Origin of the sequence: Sorangium sp. So ce1014 (assembly GCF_051521505.1) — a bacterium.
Lineage (GTDB): Bacteria > Myxococcota_A > Polyangia > Polyangiales > Polyangiaceae > Sorangium.
On sequence record NZ_CP150356.1, the window covers coordinates 10,435,874 to 10,455,494 of the forward strand.

The 19,621-nt window shown below is 72.1% G+C and carries 16 protein-coding genes; 4 read left to right on the forward strand and 12 right to left on the reverse strand.

Going from position 1 to position 19,621, the window contains the following annotated elements; translation table 11 throughout:
• Positions 1–230 precede the first annotated feature (230 nt).
• Positions 231–668 carry a hypothetical protein gene (locus tag WME75_RS39620; protein WP_437481800.1) on the forward strand — a complete coding sequence of 146 codons (438 nt, stop codon included), beginning with the start codon at positions 231–233 and terminating at the stop codon, positions 666–668.
• An 81-nt stretch (positions 669–749) separates the two neighbouring features.
• On the opposite strand, the gene WME75_RS39625 is transcribed toward WME75_RS39620, so the two are convergent.
• From WME75_RS39625 to WME75_RS39635, 3 genes are all read right to left on the reverse strand, one after another.
• Complete coding sequence (locus tag WME75_RS39625; RefSeq protein WP_437481801.1) at positions 750–1,970, reverse strand: choice-of-anchor L domain-containing protein; 1,221 nt, start codon at positions 1,968–1,970, stop codon at positions 750–752.
• Positions 1,971–2,152: 182 nt separating this feature from the next.
• Positions 2,153–3,886, reverse strand: a complete 1,734-nt coding sequence (gene argS, locus WME75_RS39630; protein WP_437481802.1) for an arginine--tRNA ligase — start codon at positions 3,884–3,886, stop codon at positions 2,153–2,155.
• A 31-nt stretch (positions 3,887–3,917) separates the two neighbouring features.
• Positions 3,918–4,148 carry a hypothetical protein gene (locus WME75_RS39635; protein ID WP_437481803.1) on the reverse strand — a complete coding sequence of 77 codons (231 nt, stop codon included), beginning with the start codon at positions 4,146–4,148 and terminating at the stop codon, positions 3,918–3,920.
• Positions 4,149–4,155: 7 nt separating this feature from the next.
• Here WME75_RS39635 and WME75_RS39640 point away from each other — a divergent pair, with 7 nt between their 5' ends.
• Both WME75_RS39640 and WME75_RS39645 read left to right on the forward strand, forming a co-directional pair.
• Positions 4,156–6,267 (forward strand): protein kinase domain-containing protein, encoded by a 2,112-nt coding sequence (locus WME75_RS39640; RefSeq protein ID WP_437481804.1) that lies wholly within the window; start codon positions 4,156–4,158, stop codon positions 6,265–6,267.
• A gap of 185 nt (positions 6,268–6,452) precedes the next feature.
• On the forward strand, positions 6,453–6,758 hold the full coding sequence (locus WME75_RS39645) for a hypothetical protein (RefSeq protein WP_437481805.1): 306 nt from the start codon (positions 6,453–6,455) through the stop codon (positions 6,756–6,758).
• Between the two features lie 73 nt (positions 6,759–6,831).
• Here the strand turns inward: WME75_RS39645 and WME75_RS39650 are convergent, their stop codons facing one another.
• From WME75_RS39650 to WME75_RS39665, 4 genes are all read right to left on the reverse strand, one after another.
• Positions 6,832–8,211, reverse strand: coding sequence for a GH1 family beta-glucosidase (locus WME75_RS39650; RefSeq protein WP_437481806.1), 1,380 nt, complete (start codon positions 8,209–8,211; stop codon positions 6,832–6,834).
• Between the two features lie 41 nt (positions 8,212–8,252).
• The gene (locus WME75_RS39655) at positions 8,253–8,456 is read right to left on the reverse strand and encodes a CopZ family metallochaperone (protein WP_437481807.1); all 204 of its coding nucleotides are present in this window, start codon (positions 8,454–8,456) and stop codon (positions 8,253–8,255) included.
• 51 nt (positions 8,457–8,507) lie between these two features.
• A complete protein-coding gene (locus tag WME75_RS39660) occupies positions 8,508–9,527 on the reverse strand; it encodes a hypothetical protein (protein ID WP_437481808.1) in 1,020 nt (339 codons plus the stop codon).
• A 440-nt stretch (positions 9,528–9,967) separates the two neighbouring features.
• A complete protein-coding gene (locus tag WME75_RS39665) occupies positions 9,968–11,194 on the reverse strand; it encodes an ROK family protein (RefSeq protein ID WP_437481809.1) in 1,227 nt (408 codons plus the stop codon).
• Between the two features lie 955 nt (positions 11,195–12,149).
• Between WME75_RS39665 and WME75_RS39670 the strand changes: the two genes are divergently transcribed.
• Positions 12,150–13,139 (forward strand): Kazal-type serine protease inhibitor family protein, encoded by a 990-nt coding sequence (locus WME75_RS39670; protein ID WP_437481810.1) that lies wholly within the window; start codon positions 12,150–12,152, stop codon positions 13,137–13,139.
• 118 nt (positions 13,140–13,257) lie between these two features.
• On the opposite strand, the gene WME75_RS39675 is transcribed toward WME75_RS39670, so the two are convergent.
• The 5 genes from WME75_RS39675 to WME75_RS39695 form a co-directional block, all read right to left on the reverse strand.
• Positions 13,258–14,298, reverse strand: coding sequence for a Gfo/Idh/MocA family protein (locus WME75_RS39675; RefSeq protein WP_437481811.1), 1,041 nt, complete (start codon positions 14,296–14,298; stop codon positions 13,258–13,260).
• 22 nt (positions 14,299–14,320) lie between these two features.
• Complete coding sequence (locus tag WME75_RS39680) at positions 14,321–15,235, reverse strand: metallophosphoesterase (RefSeq protein WP_437481812.1); 915 nt, start codon at positions 15,233–15,235, stop codon at positions 14,321–14,323.
• A 302-nt stretch (positions 15,236–15,537) separates the two neighbouring features.
• Entirely contained in the window at positions 15,538–16,641 is a 1,104-nt protein-coding gene (locus WME75_RS39685) for an alpha-hydroxy acid oxidase (RefSeq protein ID WP_437481813.1), read from the reverse strand.
• A gap of 34 nt (positions 16,642–16,675) precedes the next feature.
• Positions 16,676–17,689 carry an expansin EXLX1 family cellulose-binding protein gene (locus WME75_RS39690; RefSeq protein WP_437481814.1) on the reverse strand — a complete coding sequence of 338 codons (1,014 nt, stop codon included), beginning with the start codon at positions 17,687–17,689 and terminating at the stop codon, positions 16,676–16,678.
• A 187-nt stretch (positions 17,690–17,876) separates the two neighbouring features.
• Positions 17,877–19,283 carry a hypothetical protein gene (locus WME75_RS39695; protein ID WP_437481815.1) on the reverse strand — a complete coding sequence of 469 codons (1,407 nt, stop codon included), beginning with the start codon at positions 19,281–19,283 and terminating at the stop codon, positions 17,877–17,879.
• Positions 19,284–19,621: the final 338 nt, after the last annotated feature.

Genomic DNA, 19,621 nt, shown 5'->3' on the forward strand with positions numbered 1-19,621 from the left:
CGCCGGCGACTCTCTTCATGTCGATTATTTGGCAATCTGATCCAGCAATCCGGAATGCTAGAAATCCGCGCGCAAATGGCCAGATCGGTGCCCTCGATGGCCGTGCATGATGTACTGTCGTCGTTACCAGACCATCAACTACGAGAAGAGCGAGCACCATGCTTCGACGCGTCATTGCATTGGGGCTGACGGCGCCTTTTTTCCTGTCGTGCGGGGAGGATGGTGCCATCATGATCTGGAATTGCAACGAATGCCCCGAGCGCTGGACCTGCACCGAGAACACCTGTATCCCGCCTCACTGCAGCAATGGCCTCCAGGATGATCATGAAGGCGAGACCGACACCGACTGCGGCGGTTCGTGCGGGGCTTGCCGCTTCGGGGACTCCTGCGAGACGGGGATCGACTGCAAGGAGGGCGTCTGTCGCCTCGGGGCGTGCCAGGCCCCGACGTGCGTGGACGGGGTGGCGAACGGCTTCGAGACCGGCGTCGACTGCGGCACGCGCTCGTGCCCGCTCTGCCCCGCGGGCGAGGGGTGCCTCGCCGGGGAAAACTGCGGGTCCGGCGTGTGCAGGGAGCGTGTCTGCCAGGAGCCCTCGTGCGACGACGGGGTCCTGAATGGAAGCGAGCTCGACGTGGACTGCGGCGGGGCGTGTCGGGCCTGCCGGTAGCGCGAGGAGCGCGGCGAGGCGAACGGGCCCCGCGCTCGCGACGCAGCGAGAGGTCGACGCGACGGGGGAGCGCCTCCTGCTTCAGCGGGGTTCGACGGCGGGCGCGGTCTCCAGGCTCACCGTGCCGCCGGTCGCGATCCAGCGGAATCCGTCGATGAGCGCGGTGGAGTCGAAGCGATCGTCGCCGGTGTCGAAGAGGATGAACCGGAGCGAGATCTCCTCGCCGCCGCGCACCGGCGCCCGGGTCTTGAGCCACCGGGTGCCGCCGTCGTGGCGCGGGCTGAAGCCCGTCCCCTCGAGCTCGCCCGAGCCGAGCGGGCATCCGTCGCAGACATCGAAGAAGGCGATATTGACGCTGACCGGCCTGCCCTCCCCGTCGAACGAGAGATTGCCGCTGTACGATCCGGGAGGCGCCGGCGTGGCCAGCGCGACGAATTGATCGTTGAAGTCCTCGCAGACCCACTCCGGATATTCGTACGTATAGAACTTGAAGAGGAACTCGTAGCCGGTCGCGTTCCGCGGCGCGCGGAGGACGACCTCGAGGCCGATGTCGTCGTTGATGAAGTCGGAGGGAGGACAGTCGGGGTTGTCCTGGGGGAACCCGGGCGGCGCGGCGCCGGCGCCGTAGCTCGAGCAGCTCTCGGACCAGCAGGCGTCCGGGTGGTCGGGCAGGCGGGCGCGCCCCGTCGAGAGCGCGAGCAGGCGCGCGCCGCCCTGCACGCGCACGTTGGGCCCGAACCCGTCGAAGAGGCCGACGGCGGGCGACCGCGCCGCGGGCGAGCCGTCCCCGCGGACGTACCTCGCGGAGAGCACGCCCCAGCGCACGTCCTCGCGGGAGGCGAACGCGCAGAGGTCGATCGCCCTGGCCCCGTTCGCCGGATCGAAATCCTCGAGCGAGAGGCCGTCGTCGCAGGGAGGTGCGACGTTGTCGATCGCGCCGTCGCAGTCCTCGTCCGCCGGCGCGGGGATCTGGCCGCTCGCGTCGGGCTCGGTGATCTCGACCTCGATCGCGCCGGGGTTCACATTTCCATCGACATCGTTGCAATCACCGCCCGCGGGCGTAAACCCGTCTCCGTCGCTGTCCGCGTTGGGGTCGGTGACGGGGCCGGCGCCGTCGCTGCCCGAACCGGGCCCACCAGGCTCATCGAGCCCGCCGGAGTCGTCCTCGCCGGCGATGCCCGGGGACTCCCGCCCGTCGCCTGCGCCGCCAGAGCCCCCGACCGCCGAGCATCCGAGCGTGACGAGGAGCACCGCCAGGGCGGCGACGCCGGGAGCGGGGGGAGCGAGCCGTCGTTCAGTCATGCTGCACTTTGCCACGAGGTCGGCCTCGAGCCCGAGCGCAACCCCGGTCGGGGCGACCTCAACCCCGGTCGGGGCGACCTCAACCTCGGTCGGGGCGACCTCAACCCCGGTCGGGGCGACCTCAACCTCGGTCGGGGCGACCTCAACCCCGGTCGGGGCGACCTCAACCCCGGTTAGCCGCGTTACATCCGCTCCGGAGCCTCGATCCCGAGCAGGCCGAGGCCCTTCGCCAGCACCTCCGCCGTGAGATCGCACAGCGCAAGGCGCGAGCGGCGCACCTCGTCGGTCTCGGCCCGGAGCACCGGACAGCGCTCGTAGAAGGTCGTGAACGAACCGGCGAGCTCGAACAGATAGACGCATAGCCGGTGCGGCTCGAGCGTGGCGGCCACGTCCTCGAGCACCGCGCCGAACCGGAGCAGCTCCAGCGCGAGCGCCCGCTCGGCCGGCTCGCCCAGCGCGATCCCGGCATCACGCGGCGACTCCACGCCCGCCTTCCGGAAGATCGACCGGATGCGGGCGTGCGCATACATCAGGTAAGGCGCCGTGTTCCCCTCGAACGCCAGCATGCGATCCCAGTCGAACACGTAGTCCTTGATCCGATCGCTCGACAGATCCGCGTACTTCACCGCCCCCACGCCGACCGCCCGCGCCACCGCGCCCGCGGCCTCGACGTCGAGCTCCGGGTTCTTCTCCCGCACCACCTTCGTCGCGCGCTCCACGGCCTCGTCGAGCAGATCCGAGAGCTTCACCGTGTCGCCGCTCCGCGTCTTGAACATCTTCTTGTCGGCCCCGAGCACCGACCCGAAGGCCACGTGCTCGGCCCGCGCCGGCGGCCTGAGCCAGCCCGCCTCCCGCGCCGTCGCGAAGACCATCGCGAAATGCTGGCTCTGCGGCGCGCCGACGACATAGATGAGCCGCTGCGCGGAGACCGTCGTGAGGCGGTGGCGGATCGCCGCGAGATCCGTCGTGGCATAGCCGTAGCCCCCGTCCTGCTTGCGCACGATGAGCGGCAGCGGCTCGCCGCCCTTGCCCGTGAAGCCCGCCGGGAAGACGCAGAGCGCCCCCTCGCTCTCGCGCGCCAGCCCCTTCTGGCCGAGCTCCGCGAGCACATCGACGAGCATCGGGTTGTAGAAGCTCTCGCCCGCGAAATCGGCCTCGGTCAGGGTCACGCCGAGGCGGCGGTAGACCGACTCGAAGTAGCGCGTCGACTCGCGGACAAGCTGCCGCCAGAGCCCGAGGGTCTGCTCGTCGCCGCCCTGGAGCCGCACGACCCGCCGGCGCGAACGCTCGGCGAACGCCGGGTCCCCGTCGAATTTGGCGCGCGCCTGCCGGTAAAACGCGTCGAGATCGCCGACCGAGAGCTCCTGCGAGGCGGCGGCCTCGCCGAGATCGAGCATGTGCTCGATCAGCATGCCGAACGGCGTGCCCCAGTCGCCCAGGTGGTTCTGGCGGATCACCCGGTGGCCAAGCGCCTCGAGCACGCGCGCGAGGGCGTCGCCGATGATCGTGCTGCGCAGGTGACCGACGTGCATCTCCTTCGCGGCGTTGGGGCCCGAGTAATCGACGATCACCGTCTCGGGCTGCGCCGCGGGCGCGATCCCGAGCCGCCCGCCGCCCGCCGTGTCGGCGAGCTCGCGCGTCAGGTAAGCGTCCTCGAGCGTCAGGTTCACGAACCCAGGGCCGGCGATCTCGACCTTCCGGCAGATCCCGCCGAGCTGCAGCGCCCCCACGATCGCCGCCGCGACCTCGCGCGGCGGCCTGCCGAGGCGCTTGGCGAGCGCCATGGCGGCGTTCGCCTGGTAGTCGGCGTGGCTGGAGCGGCGCAGGGAGGGATCGGTGGCGGCGTGCTCGGCGCCGAACACGGCGGTGATCGCCTCCTGGAAAGCGCGGGAAAGGGCGTGGACGGGATCGGCCATGGCGCATCCTTGGCCCGAGCACGCGGCCAATTCAATAGGCAAGCCGGCGCTCCACGGCCGCCCCGCGGAGCGGCGCGCGCGACGCGAGCCCCGGCGCGACCGTCTCGGCCGAGCGCTCGATCACCCACCGCGCGAGCCTCACGCCGTCGACGCGCGTCGACGGCGCGGCAATCGACGGATCCGCCGAGGGAAGCGGGCATTCCGCCGCGCGCGCGGCGGCGATCCCCCTTTGACAAAAATCGGGCGAGGTCGGACAGTTCACGCCTCCCGTGAGCGCCTCCCCGCCCCCTGCCCCCGGCGATCCGCCCCCCGCCGCGAGCGACGCGCCCGCGGAGAGCGCGGCGGCCCAGATGGTCGGGGCGATCCTCTCGGACCGGTACCGGATCGTGGAGCTCGTCGCGACCGGCGGGATGGGCGCGGTCTACAAGGCCGAGCACCTGCTCCTGCGCAAGTGGCTGGCCGTGAAGCTCCTCCTGCCCGCTGCGCAGGGCTCTCCGGAGCTCACCGCGCGCTTCGAGCGCGAGGCGATCGCCGGCGCGCACATCCAGCACCCGAACATCGCCTCGGCGACCGACTTCGGGACCCTCCCCGACGGCGCCCGGTTCCTCGTGCTGGAGTACGTCCGCGGCACCACGCTCGATCGCATCATCAAGAAGGGTCCCCTGTCCGCCCCGCGCGCCGCCGAGATCGCGCGGCAGATCGCGGCGGCGCTCGCCGCGGCGCACGAGCGCGGCGTCATCCACCGCGATCTGAAGCCGCGCAACGTCCTGGTCGAGGAGGGCACCGACGCCGTGAAGCTCATCGATTTCGGGCTGGCGAAGGTGCCCCTGGAGCGCTTCTCCACGACCGACGCGCAGAGCGGCGACGCGCGCCCAGAGCCCGCCCGCATCACGCTGAGCGGCATCGTCTTCGGCACGCTCGCGTACATGGCGCCGGAGGCGGCGCAGGGCATGGAGGCCGTCGACGAGCGCTCCGATCTCTACGCGCTCGGGCTCATCCTCTACGAGATGCTCGCCGGGAAGCACCCGTTCGACGCGATCTTGCCCGTCGAGCTCTTCCGCGAGCAGTGCAACACGGCGCCGCCGCCGCTCCGCCTGCGCGCTCCCGGCACGACGGTGCCGCGCGAGCTCGAGGCGCTCGTGATGCGCCTCTTGCGCAAGGACCCGGCGGAGCGCCCCGCGACCGCGCGCGCGCTGCTCGCCGCGCTCGACGCGGCCGTGCCGAGGTCCGAGGCGCTCGGCCTCCTCCCGTGGAAAGAGCCGCTCTCGAGCGGGGCGTGGCCGCTCGGCGATCCGCTGCGCGCGCTCCAGCCCGCCACGCCGCCCGAGCTACCGGCACGGCAGGACCGAGCCGCCGCGACCGGAGGCGCGGCGGCCGGCGATCCCGCAGCTGGCGGCGCTGCAGCCGGCGGCGCCGCGACCGGGGCGCTCGGCGCGCCGCGCGCGACCGCGGGCGCGGGCCTCGCTGCGCCCGGGAACGAGGCGCGCGGGGCGGCGGAGCGACGGCCGCGGCCGCGGAGGGGCGCCCGGGGCTGGCTCGTCGCGATGGCCGCGGTGGTGGCGGCCGGCGCGGCGTGCGCGGTGCTCCTCCGCCGCCTGCCGGCGGGCGCGCCGGCGCCGGCGGTCGCCCCGCCGGAGCTCCGGGAAGCGACCGCCGCGATGCACGCGCCGGCCGCCGCAGCGCCGGCCGCCGCGGTGCCAGCGGCCCTCGGCGCGCCTCCGCCAGCTCCCCCGGTGATGCCGGCCGCGAGCGCATCGGCCCCCGGGCCGGCCGGCTCCGGGGCGGCGCCGGTTGCGAGCGCGGCGCTCGCCGGTCCGGGGCCGCTCGACGGCGCGGAGCTGCCGGCCGAGCGGGAGCGCCTCGCGGGGGCGGTTCAGGCGAAGCGGTGGGAGGACGCGGAGCGCGCGCTCTTCGTGCTGCTCGAGAAGGATCGCTCCGCCTTCGAGCAGCGCGACGTGATGACCGCCGCGGCCGCCGTCGCGGTGAAGAGCTCGTACCGGACCGACGGCCGCGCGGACGCGATCTTCGAGGCGCTGGAGAGCCGCCTCGGCGAGGACGGCCTCGACATCGCCTACGAGATCGTGAGCGGCTACGGCGGCACGCAGGGCGGAAAGCGCGCGGCCGCGCTGCTCCGCCGCCCCGAGGTGCTGGAGCGCGCGAGCGTCCCGCTGCGCATCGCCGTGGCGCTGCGCGAGGCCCCCTGCCGGCGCAAGCCGGCGCTCTTCGAGCGCGCGGCGCTCGAGGGGGACGCGCGCGCGCTCGTGTTCCTGGAGATGCTCCGCTCGTCGCAGTGCCAGCCGCGCATCGGGCAATGCTGCTTCCACCACCACGTGGGGCTGGAGCGCGCGGTGCGCGCGCTGCGCGACCGGCTGCGCCACTGACCCCGGCCGCGCCCGCGCGGCTCCCGCTGCGCCCGCGCGGCCCGGGCCCCCGGCGGGACGCGGACCCTCCCCGGCGGCCGCCGAGATGGGCTACGCTCGCGCCCCCGGTCCCGAGCGCCCATCAGGAGGCCAGAGCACGGCAGCGGACGGCGCGCGGCGCGGACGACAAGGACGAAGGAAGAGGAATGAGCGACAAGACGAATGAGGAGATCTACAGGGCCTATCTGCTGGCCTATGCGTGCAGCGGCGACACGTCGAAGGTCGCGGTGCTCCAGGACGCGCGCCCGCTGACCGCGACGGTCGCCGCCGCGTTCGCCCTCGCGGAGCGCGACCGCCACGCGGGCGAGCCGCCGGACACGTGGGACTCGCTGACCGAGCGCCTGCAGGCCATGTTCGACGAGTTCGATCCGCACGGGTACGACCTGGCGAGCGGGGACGACGACGAGCCGCTCGAAGAAGAAGAAGACGGCGACGAGCCGATCGCCTCCTGAGCCGCGCCTCGACGGCCGCGGCCTCCCCTCGCGCTGCGGCGGCTCCCGGGCAGGCACCGGAGCCGCCGCCCGCTCACCCCGCGAGGGTCGCGCCGTTCGAGGCGATGACCTCGCGGTACCAGTGCGCCGAGTCCTTGAGCACGCGCTTTCCCGTCGGATAGTCGACGAAGACGAGGCCGAAGCGGTGCTTGTAGCCGTGGGCCCACTCGAAGTTGTCGAGGATCGACCAGTGGAAATAGCCGTTCACGACCGCGCCCTCGGCGATCGCCCGGCGGAGCTCGATCAGGTGGCGCGCCATGTAGTCGATGCGCTGCGGGTCGTGCACCTTGCCGTCGAGCGAGATCCAGTCCCGGGTCGACAGGCCGTTCTCGGTGATCACGATGGGGCGCTTGTACCGCTCGTAAAAGAACCTCGGCCCCCAGTAGAGGCACTCCGGGGTGACTGACCACTCGAAGGCGGTGATCGGATGTCCCACGGGGTGCGGCACGACCTCGGCGGCGCCGCTCGCCCCGGCGCGCACCGGGACTCCCCAGTAGACGTTCACGCCGCAGAAATCGACCGGCTGCGCGATGATCTCCATGTCGCCGCTCCGGACCTCGGGCAGCTCCTCCGCGAACAGGCGGAGCCCGTCCTCGGGGTACCTGCCGAGGAACACGGGATCCATCCACCACGTGTTGGTCCACGTGGTGCGGGCGTTCACCGCCCACGTGGCCGCGCGCGCGGCCTCCAGATCCTCGGGTGACGGGCTGGCGGGGTATTTGACCTGCGCGACCGGCGCATAATAGACATTGCACTTCCCCGGGCTCGCCGCGCGGATGGCCTGCACCGACCTGCCGTGCGCGAGCAGGACGTGGTGGCACACGCGCAGGACCTCGGCGAAGCGCAGCCGGTCGCCGGGCGCGTGGCGACCCTCGTAGTGGCCGGCGCCGGCGAACACCTGCGGCTCGTTGAGCGTCATCCAGTCCTTCACCCGGTCGCCGAGCTTCTTGACCACGACGCTCGTGTACTCGGCGAACCACTCGGCGCTGTCGCGGTTGAGCCAGCCGCCCTTGTGGTAGAGCGCGAGCGGGAAGTCCCAGTGGAACAGCGTGACATGCGGCTCGACGCCCGCCTCGAGCAGCGCGTCCACGAGCCGATCGTAGAACGCGAGCCCGCGCTCGTTGACGGCGCCCGTGCCCTCCGGCAGGACGCGCGGCCACGAGATGCTGAGTCGATAGGCGCGGAGGCCGATGTCGCGCATGAGGGCGACGTCCTCCGGATAGCGGTGGTAGTGGTCGCACGCGACATCGCCGGTGTGGCCGTTCCAGACCGCGTCCGGCTTCCTGCAGAACATGTCCCACACGGACGGCCCCTTGCCGTCCTCGTGCGCGGCGCCCTCGATCTGGTACGACGCCGCCGCGGCGCCCCACAGGAACCCTTCCGGAAAGCCCGCTTCGCTCTGTGCTCGCGTCATGGTGGCCACCACCCTACCAAAGGCGGCCGAGCACCGCGACGTCAGCCAGCGTCTCGCGCCTCGTAGCCGGCCTCGCGCACGGCCGCCAGCAGGGCTTCGGCCGCCGCGCTCCCCTCGACGACGGCCTCTCCACGCTCGAGGCTCACCTCGTTCACCCGCGTCACGCCGGGGACCTTGGCGAGCGCCTTCGAGACCGCCTGGACGCAGTGGCCGCAGGTCATTCCTTCGATAGCGAGTCTGCGCATCTCCCCCCTATGCCCGCGCGACGCAGCAGCGTCAACGCGGGCGCTGCGCGGTCAACGCGGGCACGCCGGGCACGCCTGCCCGCCGCAGTCCACGCCGAGCTCGCCGCCGTTCCGCAGGCCGTCGATGCACGTCGGCTCCTCGCACACGGCCGCCCAGCAGACGCCGGCCTCGCAGTCCGCGCCGGTCGCGCAGCCCTCGCCCGGCGGACAGGGCGACCACGGACCGCCGCAGTCGACGCCGGTCTCGGAGCCGTTCCGCACGCCGTCCGAGGTCGACGGGCTCTGGCAGCTCCTCGGGCTCCCGAGGCACACGCCGGAGATGCAGTCCTGCGGGACGGCGCAGAGCGACCCGCTCTCGCAGGGTCGCCTGCAGATGCCGCCGCAGTCGACGTCGGCCTCGTCCGGGTCGCGCCGCAGGTTGATGCAGTGGCTCGGCGCGCAGAAGCCCCCGCCCTGCTGCGCGCCCACGGTCGGGACGCAGATGCGGCGGGGCCCGCACTGGTCGTCCTCGACGATGCAGTCGAACGGCTGCGCCTCGTAGCAGATCTGGTCGACCTTGTAGAGATCCATGAGGCTGATCCCGTTGTCGAAAGGCACGTGGACAGGCCTGTTCTCCTCCGAGCAGACATCCGAGGTACACAGGTTGCCGTCGTTGTAGACGTCGGCTGGATCCGCCCTGGAGACGACCTCTCCTTCTTGCGTGCACTCCAGCTGCGCGCAGTCGCCGCGCAGCTGGGAGAACAGCGGGCCCGGGTAGATCTCCACCTGGCACACCCTGTCCACGCACTGCCCGACGCCGCAGCGGGAGTCCGGCGGGCCGGCGCACTTCGCGTCGTTGTCGCACGCCGTCCCGGCCGTCCCCGGCGCGCAGCTGAACCAGCCCTCCTGGCACTCGCTGCACGGCCGGCAGGCAAGAAAGCAGTCAGGCGACGTGTCCTCGGGCCCGCAGCACAGCGTGTGGCCCTCCTGGACGCAGGTACACTCATTGTCCGTGCACTCCGTGCCGGGCGCGTACTCGGTGTCCGATTCACAATCGGCGGTCGACTCGCACCTCCCTCCCAGCTGGCTCATCCGCTCGCAGGAAGAAATCGCCACGGCGATGAGAAATATGGAGGCGAAAATGCAATGCTTAAGAACCCTGTCCATGCGTCCAGTCCTCCGGCACGAGGCCATGGCGCCAACACCCCGGCGGCCCCAATCCGCCGTGATGTCGCTTCCAACTGGGCGAGGATCCTACTCGGACCCGGCGCAGGTCTGCCAGCCCTGACGACAGTTTTCACCACCTCGGGTCCGCCGGGCAGGAGGCGCCAACGTGGTTACGGGCGCGCGCCTCGTTCCATTTCGGATTCAGGTGCTCCTGGCGGCTCTCGGCGACTGCCGTGCTTGCGCAGCCCGCGCCGGAGTGAAGCGAACAACCACGGAGATACAGAGGGAGAGAGGGAGATTTTATATCTCCTGTTCTCTCCCTCCGTGTCTCTCCCGGGCGGGCGCGCTCGCGCCGCAGCGGCGCGCTACGGCGGGCTTTCCTGGAGCACGCCGTCGGGCACGAGGCGGAGCGAGCGCACAGCGCCCTCGCGCGCGAGCAGGACGGCGCCGAGCAGGCCGGCCTCGCTGCCGAGCGGAGAGGCGACCACCGGGACTTCCCCGGCGCGGACGGCGTGGCGCGGCAGCTCCTCTCGCAGGCCGTCGATCAGGATGTCGGGCGCGGCGAGCATCTCGCCGCCCAGCACGATGAGCTGGGGATTGAGCAGGTTCAGCAGGACCCCGATGCCGCGCGCGAGCTGCGCGCCCGCCTCGCGGAAGATCGCGCGGGCGCTCTCGTCGCCGGCGAGCGCCGCGCTCGCGATGTCGCCGACCGCGTGCGGCCGGGAGAGCGCGGCCAGGTGGGGAGAGCGCGCCGACGCTTCCTCCGAGGCGCGCCGGAGCGCCATGACCGAGGTGAACGTCTCCAGACAGCCGCGACGGCCGCAGCCGCAACGCGGGCCGTCGTCGGCGATGCGGCAGTGGCCGATCTCGCCGCTGTACCCCTGCATCCCGAAGAACAGGCGCCCATCGACGACGAGGCCCGCGCCCACCCCGAGCCCGACGTACAGCCACACGTACGAGGCGTGCCCCCGCGCGGCGCCGAGCTCCCCCTCCGCCACCGCCGCCGCCTGAGGCAGGTTGTACACAGAGACCTGCATGCGCAGCGCGCGGCTGAGCTCCGCGCGCACGGGGAACCGCTCCCAGCCCAGGTTGGGCGCAAGCACGCAGAGGCCGCTCGGCCGCTCGATGAGCCCGGGCATGATGGCGCAGGCGCCGCGCAGCCGCTTCCGCGGCACCCCGCTCAGCTGCAGCACCTTCGGCAACAGCTCGACGACGTCGCGGACCGTCCGGTGCGGATCGCGCAGGACGGTGGGCTGCTCCAGGCGCGCCCGCATCCGCCCGCGCGCGTCGGCCACGGCCACGGCCGTCTGCTCGACGCCGATCTCGATACCGAGGAACGCCGCGCTGTCATCGTTGAACTCGAGGAGCCGCGCCGGGCGCCCGCCGCGCGACTCGGCCCCGACATCGCGGACGCTGCCGCTCTCGAGCAGCTCCTCGATGATGGCCGAGACCGTCGGCTTGGTGAGGCCGCTCAGCCGCGCGAGGTTCGTGCGGGAAATCGGGCCGTGCTGCTGCACGAGGTCGAGGACGAGGGAGCGGTTCAGCTCCCGAGGGGTGCGGTTGCTAGCCGTCTTGTCGTTCGCACGGACCATCGAGCAGACCGAGACTTAGCCGTTCTCGCGCGGTGAAAGCAAGGGGCGTCACCACCGCGCGGCCAGGAAACGCGCGCGGCGCCCCGCCGGTCATCGTCATCAGCCCAGCCAGATCATCAGCCAGGCCGCGCGCGAGCGCTCCCGGTCGCCCTCGCCTCCCCGCGTCGTTCTCTACCCTTCTCCACCGGCTTGCTTCCGTTGATTCCCTCCTCGCTCACCGCGCACCACTGCGCTCCACACCCCGGGCACCCGCGGATCGCCGGAGCAGTTATGTCAGCACCACACGCGTTGTGACCCCGGAAACGACCACGGCCTCGGCGGCGCCCCTCCAGGTCTCGCGCGTAGCAAACTGCCTCGCAACAAGGGAAGGAATCGTACGATGAGCGCCCCCGTGTGGCGGAACGCCTCATCCTCGCGTGTGAGGTGGGAACAGGGTGTGCGCGCGGTGTCCTCGCCGTCCGACCCGTCCGGATCCGACGATCGCCGCGCTCCGCGCTGCCGTGACGTTGCAAAGTTCAGCGACGAGCGGGCTCATCTCTTCTCGCGGGGAACGCTGATTGCAAACGGCCCACGCGGGAGGCGACCAGACGCTGAGTCGATGAGAGCTGACGACGTGGAGGAGTGAAGGAGAGCGATCGTCAAGGCGCTGGAGTGCGGACGTATTGACGCACTACCGCCCCAGGTCGGGCGTGGGCTCGACGACATGGAGGATACGGCGACATCGCAAAGAGACGCGAGACGCAGGGCAGCCGTGGCGCGAGGACCGGTCGGCGCGCTCTCTCAGGGGCGATTGACGGGTCCTTGACCGGGTCCTAGCAACCGCCTGCCCGGGATAGCAGGCCGAGGCAGCTCGCCCGGCGGCTGCGCTGACGTCGCCCTGCTCTCACACGATTCGCATTTCCGAGGAGACGCCCGGAGCGCTGGGCCTGTCTCTTCACGAGGAGTTTGCACGATCATGAAGATGGCAGATGTTCTGGGTGCTGTTCTCGCTGTAACGCTCGCTGGCTGCACGGCATCTTACGACGAGGCCGAGGCCGAGGATCTAGAGGAGACCGGGACCGCCGAGGGCGCGATCAGGCTGAGCGACGTGGCGGTCGTCCCGGCGTATTTCGATCACGAGAACCGCTTCACGGTGGACCGCGAGCGATCGGTCCATGCGCACTTCACGAGCCACCCGGGCAGGACGATCTCGCTCGAGCTGAAGTCGATCGCCGGGGGCAGGAGCGCCGCGGTCGACTTCAAGCTCCACGAGGTCACGCGCGACGGGAGGCTGAGGCACGTCCGGCGGGCCAGGGGCCCCCGGGGGCAGGCGATCTCGACGTGGGAGAGCCGGGGCACCGGGGCGTATGTCGTGCAGATCCTCGCGCCGCGGACGCTCGTCGAGGTGGAGCTCCGGCTCTCCTGCGGCGCCGACGTCTGCTCGCCCGTGGCGCAGCCGGGCGACATGTGCGCCGGCCTCGCGGGCATCCGCTGCGCCGAGGGCCTGTATTGCGACTTCGCCCCCGAGGCGAACTGCGGCGCTTACGACCGCAGCGGCACGTGCGAGTTCGTGCCCGAGGCGTGCAGGGAGGACTACGATCCGGTCTGCGGCTGCGATGGCCGGACGTACGGCAACGACTGTGTCGCGGCGACGGCCGGCGTCTCGGTGAGGAGCCTCGGGGAGTGCGGCCCCACGGTGGTGGGGCTCGGCGAGAGCTGCGGCGGCTTCACCGTCGGCGCGCTGCGCGTGTGCGGGGAGGGGCTTTACTGCAAGTACGCGCCCGACGCGATCTGCGGGCGCGCGGACGCGGCCGGCAGCTGCGCGGACAAGCCCGAGGTCTGCACGAAGGAGCTCGCGCCCGTGTGCGGCTGCGATGGCCAGACCTACTCCAACGCCTGCATCGCGGCCGCGAGCGGCATGTCCGTCGATGTGCGGAGCGCGTGCGACAGCGCACCTGTGGAGTGAGCGACCTCGGCGCGCCGCTCTCCGCGCCCGATCACGCGTCCCTTCCGGGCGCCTGGCCGTAACGATGCCGGGCGCCCAGCGCGACGACGCCGGGCGCGCCGGGCGCTGAAGAGCGCCGCTAGATCGTCTCCCAGCGCCCGCTCTCGGCGGAGCGGTAGAGCGCGTCGATGACCCGCATGTTGCCGACCGCGACCTCGATCGAATTCTCGACGGGGCCACCCGTGCGGATGGCGCGTGAGAACGCCTCGCTCTGCAGGTGGTACTGGTCGACGGCGGGGAACGAGGTGACCTGGGCCGAGCTGCAGTTCAGCGTTGAGCCATCATCGAGGAAGAGCTTGCACGGCTGGTCGGCGGGGGCGTTGACCGGAATCTCGATCTCGATGCGGCCCTTGATACCGAACGCGTTCACGCGCTGGTAAGCCACCGCCTGCGTGCTGCACGTGAACGTCATGTGCGCGCCGTCGTAGTCGAGCAGGCCCGAGGTCAAGCGATCGGTGCCGAAGTCGGGATCGCGGGCGATGAGCGCCATCGCCCGCGCGGGCTCGCGCCCGAACAGGAAGCGCGACGTGTTCACCGCGTAGCAGCCGATATCGTACAGCGCGCCGCCCCCGACTTCCTTCCTGTTGCGGATGTTGGCGGCGTCGCGGTTGAAATACGAGAGCGCCATCTGGACGCTGACAAGGTCGCCGATCTGGCCGCTTCGCACCCACTCCCTGGCCTGCTGCCACTGCGGGTGGTTGCGGATCATGAACGCTTCGGTGATCCGCTTGCCCGTCTCGCGCTGGACGGCGACCAGCGTCTCGGCCTCTTTGGCGCTGAGCGCGATCGGCTTTTCGCACAGGACGTGCTTGCCGGCGCGGGCCGCGCGCGCCGTCCACTCCACGTGCAGGTGGTTGGGCAGCGGGTTGTAGATGGCATCGATCTCCGGGTCGCCGAGCAGCTCTTCGTAGCTGCCGTACGCTCTCGGGATCCCGAGCGACTGCGCGGCGGCGCGTGCCTTGCCGAGGTCGCGCGATGCGAGCGCGGCGAGCTGGGTCAGGGGCCCCCGCTTCATACCGGGCAGGCTGACATGCATCGCGAAGTGGCTCACCCCGAGCACGCCCCAGCGCACGGGGGTGAGGGGTTCGGCGGGCTTCGGACCTTGGGCAGATGTGGACATGGGCCGCGCAATCAGGGAGGGGCTAGGGCTCTCCCCCGGCGCTCCCCTCGCCGTGCCGGTGCGCTCGCGCCCGCCGCTCCCGGTTCTTCGCCACACGCGCCGCCCGGCTCGCCAGGAGCTCCGGCGACGGCTTGCGCCCGCGGTGCGGCTCCTGCTCGGCGTGGTGCTCGTCGAACGACCCCGGCTCGCTGCCGAGCTCGAAGATCGCGACCTCACGCTGGCCGCGCTCGCCGAGCCGCAGCGGCATCACCGCCGCGCCGATCCCCGCCCCCACGTAGACCGCCCCCTGGCCGGGCTCCCCGCGCCGGCGCGTACCGTAGAGGCCGTGAATGTACCGGTGCCCCGCGATCTTGCCGATCGAGAGCTCGTGCAGGCGCGCGACCGTCACCTGGCCCGCGTGCGTGTGACCCGAGAGCACAAGCGGGATGCCGTGACGCCAGAGGCCGTCCGCCTCCTCGGCGATGTGCGACAGGCCGAGCGTCGGCAGGTCGCGCCGCATCCCCTTCACCGCCTTCTCGCGCGACGCGTGGCCGGTATAGGCGTCGTCGAGCCCCACCACCTGGAGCCGCTCGTGGCCCAGCGTGATCACCGTGCTCGCGTTGCAGAGCACCGCGACGCCGCCCCGCTCGAGCGCGCGCCTCACCGCGTCGGCGCCCGACCAGTGATCGTGATTCCCCAGCACCGCGATCACCGGCGCCTCGAAGCCGCGCACCACCTCTTCCAGCTGATCGAGGTAGAGCTGGCTGTGACACACGAAGTCGCCCGTGAGCACGACAAGATCCGGCCGCTGCTGGTTCGTCAGCGCCACGGCCGCACGCTGCACCCGCACCGACGTCACCCGGCCGACATGCTGGTCCGTCAGATGAGCAATGCGAAGCGACGACAGCTGCTCCAGGTAAGCCGCCGGCCCCGCGAAGCGCCGGAGGCGAATCCCCAAAGTCGGGTCCGCTTCCCCGGCATCCGGCGCCCCACCCGAGGCGTCCGCGCCTCGCTTGAAGAGCCCCCGCCACCGCTCCCTTGCATCTCTGGCAGGTACTGCGTCGCTCACCGTCGCCGAGTGTACGGGTGAGGTTGAGTGGCCGCCACCTTTTCTTTCGTCGAAGACGCCTTGATGCCGGGGAGCGCAGCAATCGGCCTGTCTGCCTGCCTGCTACCTGCCTGCTACCTGCCTGCTACCTGCCTGGCTGCCTGGCCGCGGCAACCCTGGAAAACTCCGCGCTCGTGCGACTCGGGCCTCCCTCATCGAGCCTGAGCTCGGCGGATCAGGTCGCGATCGATGGACGCCAGGGTGGGACAGCCCGCGAGCGCCATGGCGATCGACAGCTCGTCGCGCAGGCCCGCCAGCACGCGCGCGACCCCCTCGCCGCCGAGCGCGGCGAGTCCCCACAGGACTGGCCGCCCGACCAGCACCGCGCGGGCGCCGAGCGCGAGCGCCTTCAGCACGTCCGTACCCCACCGGACACCGCCATCCATCAGCACCAGGCACCGCCCGGCGACCGCATCGGCGATGGCCGGGAGGACCTCGATCGTGGCGGGGGCGCCGTCGAGCTGCCGCGCGCCGTGGTTGGAGACGATGACGCCGGCCGCGCCGGCGCCGAGCGCGCGGACCGCGTCGTCGGGCCGGACAATGCCCTTGAGCAGGAAAGGGAGCCTCGTGATCGAGCCGAGCCACTCGACATCGCGCCACGTGAGCGAGGCGTCGTGTCGCGAGGCGACGTAGGCCGCGAGCAGAGAGCCCTGCTCCGCGGCCGGCGCGGCCGCCACGGCGTCGACGAGGTTCGCCATCACGAGCCCCTCGGGCAGCGCGAAGCGGTTGCGCACGTCCGCTATCCGGCGGCCGAGGAGCGGTGTGTCGACGGTGAGCATCAGCGCCCGGTAGCCGGCCGACTCCGCCCGCTCGACGAGCGCGCGCGTGAGGCCTCGGTCCTTGTGGACGTAGAGCTGGAACCACTTCGGCCCCGGAGACGCCTCCGCGACCCCCTCGAGGCTCGTCGTCGAGAGGGTGGAGAGCGTGAAGATGGTGCCGAGCTCGGAGGCCGCCCGCGACGAGGCGAGCTCGCCGTCGGGGTGGGCGAGGCGCTGATAAGCGGTCGGCGCCACGAGGATGGGGAACGGCACCGTCGTGCCGAGCAGGGTCGTGCTCAGGTCCCGCTCGGCCACGTCGACGAGGACGCGATAATGAATCTCGAGGCGGCGGAAAGCGGCGCGGTTCTCCCGGAGCGTCCTGCCCTCGTCGGCGCCGGATCGGTAGTAGTCATAGGCCATCCTGGACAGGCGCGCGCGCGCTGCGCGCTCGAAGTCGTCGACGGTCAGCAGCGACGGGGCGGGGCGAGGGTCTTGCACGGCGATCTCCTGGAGAGCCCGGCGATGCGTCCAGTCAGTCGCAAGCAGAGAGCTGAGCGCTCGCGGGCTGGTCTCCAGCCTTGAGGTCGAGCATCGCTTCCACGGTGGAGCCGTTGATGTCGGTGGCGCGGACATGGTACGGCGCAGGCCCCATGTCCCCGTCGCCGACGAGGAAATAGTTGTACGACTGTCGCGTGGCCGTCTGCCACGTGCCGTTGATCTCCACCTCCACTTTGTCGATCGGGTGCGCGTGGCCCTCGACGACGATCTCGTTCCAGTACTTGTTTGTCGCGTCCTTGAGCCGGAAGGTGACGGGATCCGTCGCCGGGCACGGGATGTACCGCCAGGAGATCTTCCCGGCGGCGCCGCCGTTGGTGGTCCCCAGATATCCCTCGCGCTCCTCGCCGATCTGGAGAAAGGCGTTCTTGCTGAGATCGATGTGGCCCTTCACGCACTTCGGGTTCGTGGCGATCGGGCACTGGTCCACGACCATGGCCTGCACCTTGCGCCCGTTGTCCCGGGAGACCTCCACGCACGCGCCGCACATCCCAGCGCTGTCGTAGTCCGTGGTGTTGATGGCGGCGAAGTACTGGCCTCCACCGAAGGGGACGTGCGCGACGACGTCCGGGTTCCGCCCCGTGATCTGGTAGCTGCAGTTCACCTCGGTCGAGCCCATGTCGAGCGTGTAGAAGGTGATGGAGCCGTTCGCGGTCTCCGCGGGATAGTTGCAGCTCACCGACGGGCCGCCCGCACCCGTCGTGGCGGTGGCGGTCGTGGTCGCGGTGGTCGTGGCGCCGGGATCACCGCTGCTCGTCGAGGCGCCGCCGGTCGTCGCGGAGCTGCTCGGGCCAGCGCCCGCGCCCGTCGTGGCGCCGCTCGCGCCCCCTGCGCCGGCCGCGCCCGCGCCGCCCTCCCCGCCGGCCGCGGTCGAGGTGCTCTCCGTACCGCCGGCGTCGCCACCGCCGTCGCCGCCGCAGCCCGCAGCGCCGAGCGCGACCAGCGACAGGAGCGGCCATAAAATGCCCGTGGGCACGCAATCCAGCTTCATCTCGGCTCCTTAAGATTTATGATAGGGATGGATCCGCGAGTCGACGCGACTGGCTTACGCCAGGAGGCCCAACCGCGCAACAGCCTCGGCGCGCCGCCGCCCGATGGGAAAAGGGCCCTGGCGCACGTCGCGCGACCTGCGGGGCAGTGGCCTGGCGGACTGCCATGCTCAAACGCGGCAGCGGGCGTCACGGCCCCAGGGCGCGCTGCTCGATGAAGGTGCCGGCGCCCGTCGTGTACGCGATCCACAGCGAGCCGTCGCGATCCGCCTCGATCGCGACGTGGTTGAACGATGTGCCCTCCACGGCGAGGCAGCGCGGCTGAAACCGCCCTTCGCCGTCGAGCTGGCCGAGCTCGAGCGCGTGCCGCGACCCGGGCTCGCGCGCGATCGGCCGGACCCGGGCCACGTGGATCGGGGAGACGCCCCGCGTGGCCGCGATGGGCGCGGGGCTCAGCCCGTTGGGGTAGAGCGACCAGGCCGCCGGCATGTCGTCGCGCGGCGCCTCGTCGATGCGGATCGCCGCCATGCCGAACGCCGACAGGTCCCTGGCCGCCGGGAGCAGCACGTACGCCGGGCCCCCGGCGCCGACCGCGAGCGCGCCGCCCATCCGCGACTCGCCCGCGTCGCCGACGAACAGCACCGCGTCCGTCCCGAGCTCGATCTTGCCCTCCGGCGTGAGGCCGAGCGTGCGGGCGTGCACCGGCGTCAGCGCCGAGCGCGCGTCGATGTACATCGCGAGCGCCCCGCCCTTCCACGGCGACAGCGCGACGAAGGTCGCGCCGCTGCCCTCCTCCGAGAGCGGCACGGCGGGCCTGTCGTCCAGCACCGCGAAGGCCTGGGTCACGACCCCCTCGCTTGTCTTCCGATCCGAGAGAAAGGCGAGGAGCGTGTGCCCACCGGGCAGCGAGACGGCGGAGATCTCCGTGCCGCGACGCCCGGCGCCGATGGGCGGCCCCTCCGCGCCCCAGAGCGGGGTCCTGCGGATCGTGCCGCCGTGATCCATGCAGAACACGAACCGAGAGGCCACCGTGCACGCCGGCCAGGAGGCGCGCGCCGGCTCCCCGCCGGCGGCCCCGGCGTCGGGCGCGGCCTGCCGGGGCGGCGAGGCCGGCGCAGCGAGCGCGCCGAGCGCCGGCGCGGCGTCCCGGGGCGGCGAGGCCCCCGCGGCGAGCCCGAACGAAGGCGCGGCGAGCCCGCCGAGCGCCGGCGCGACGTGCTGCGCCACGCCGTCGCGGTTGAAGATCACCCGGAAGTCGGCGCGCGCCGCCTCGTCCGGGGTCCACAGCAGCGCCGGCCCGCGGAGCGAGAGCGCGAGCGGCCCTCGGCGCAGCTTGCAGCCCGCGACCGCGCTCGCACCTACCCCCGCGTCCGGCGCCGCCGATGCGCTCGCCGTCGGGGCCGCGCTGGCCGCCGCTGCCGCGCTGGCCACCACGGCCGCACTCGCCGGGAGCGAGGTGGGCGCGACGGGGAAAGAGGCCGCCGCGGGAGCGCCCGAGTCCGGCGCCGGGCCGGCGTCGGGCACACCAGAATCGCCTCGGCAGGCGGCGAGCGCCGCCAGCGTGGCCACGCAGGCGCGGAGGCGCGAGCAGCTCACAAGCGCGGCTGGACTCCGGGGAGAGTCTGGATGTTCCCCATTCGCATGCCCGAGGTATCCGGCGGACGTGCCGCAACGTCAACCCAGGGTCACCCCCTCCACGACATGCCCTGCTCTCCGACCCCGGTGGGACCGCGGCGACGGGGCAGTCAGGCCTCGCCCCGTGGGTCGCCTCGGTATTGCCTTCCGCGATTTGGACGTCGTAGGCTGCCCCCACAAACTCACCTTCGGGGCTCAATCACGCGGCCTGCACGCTCGCTCTCGATGCTTCGCCGCATGGGCGTTGGATCGCCGTCCTGAGCAGCCTACCTTGCCCCCGCACGTCCGGCCCCATCGGC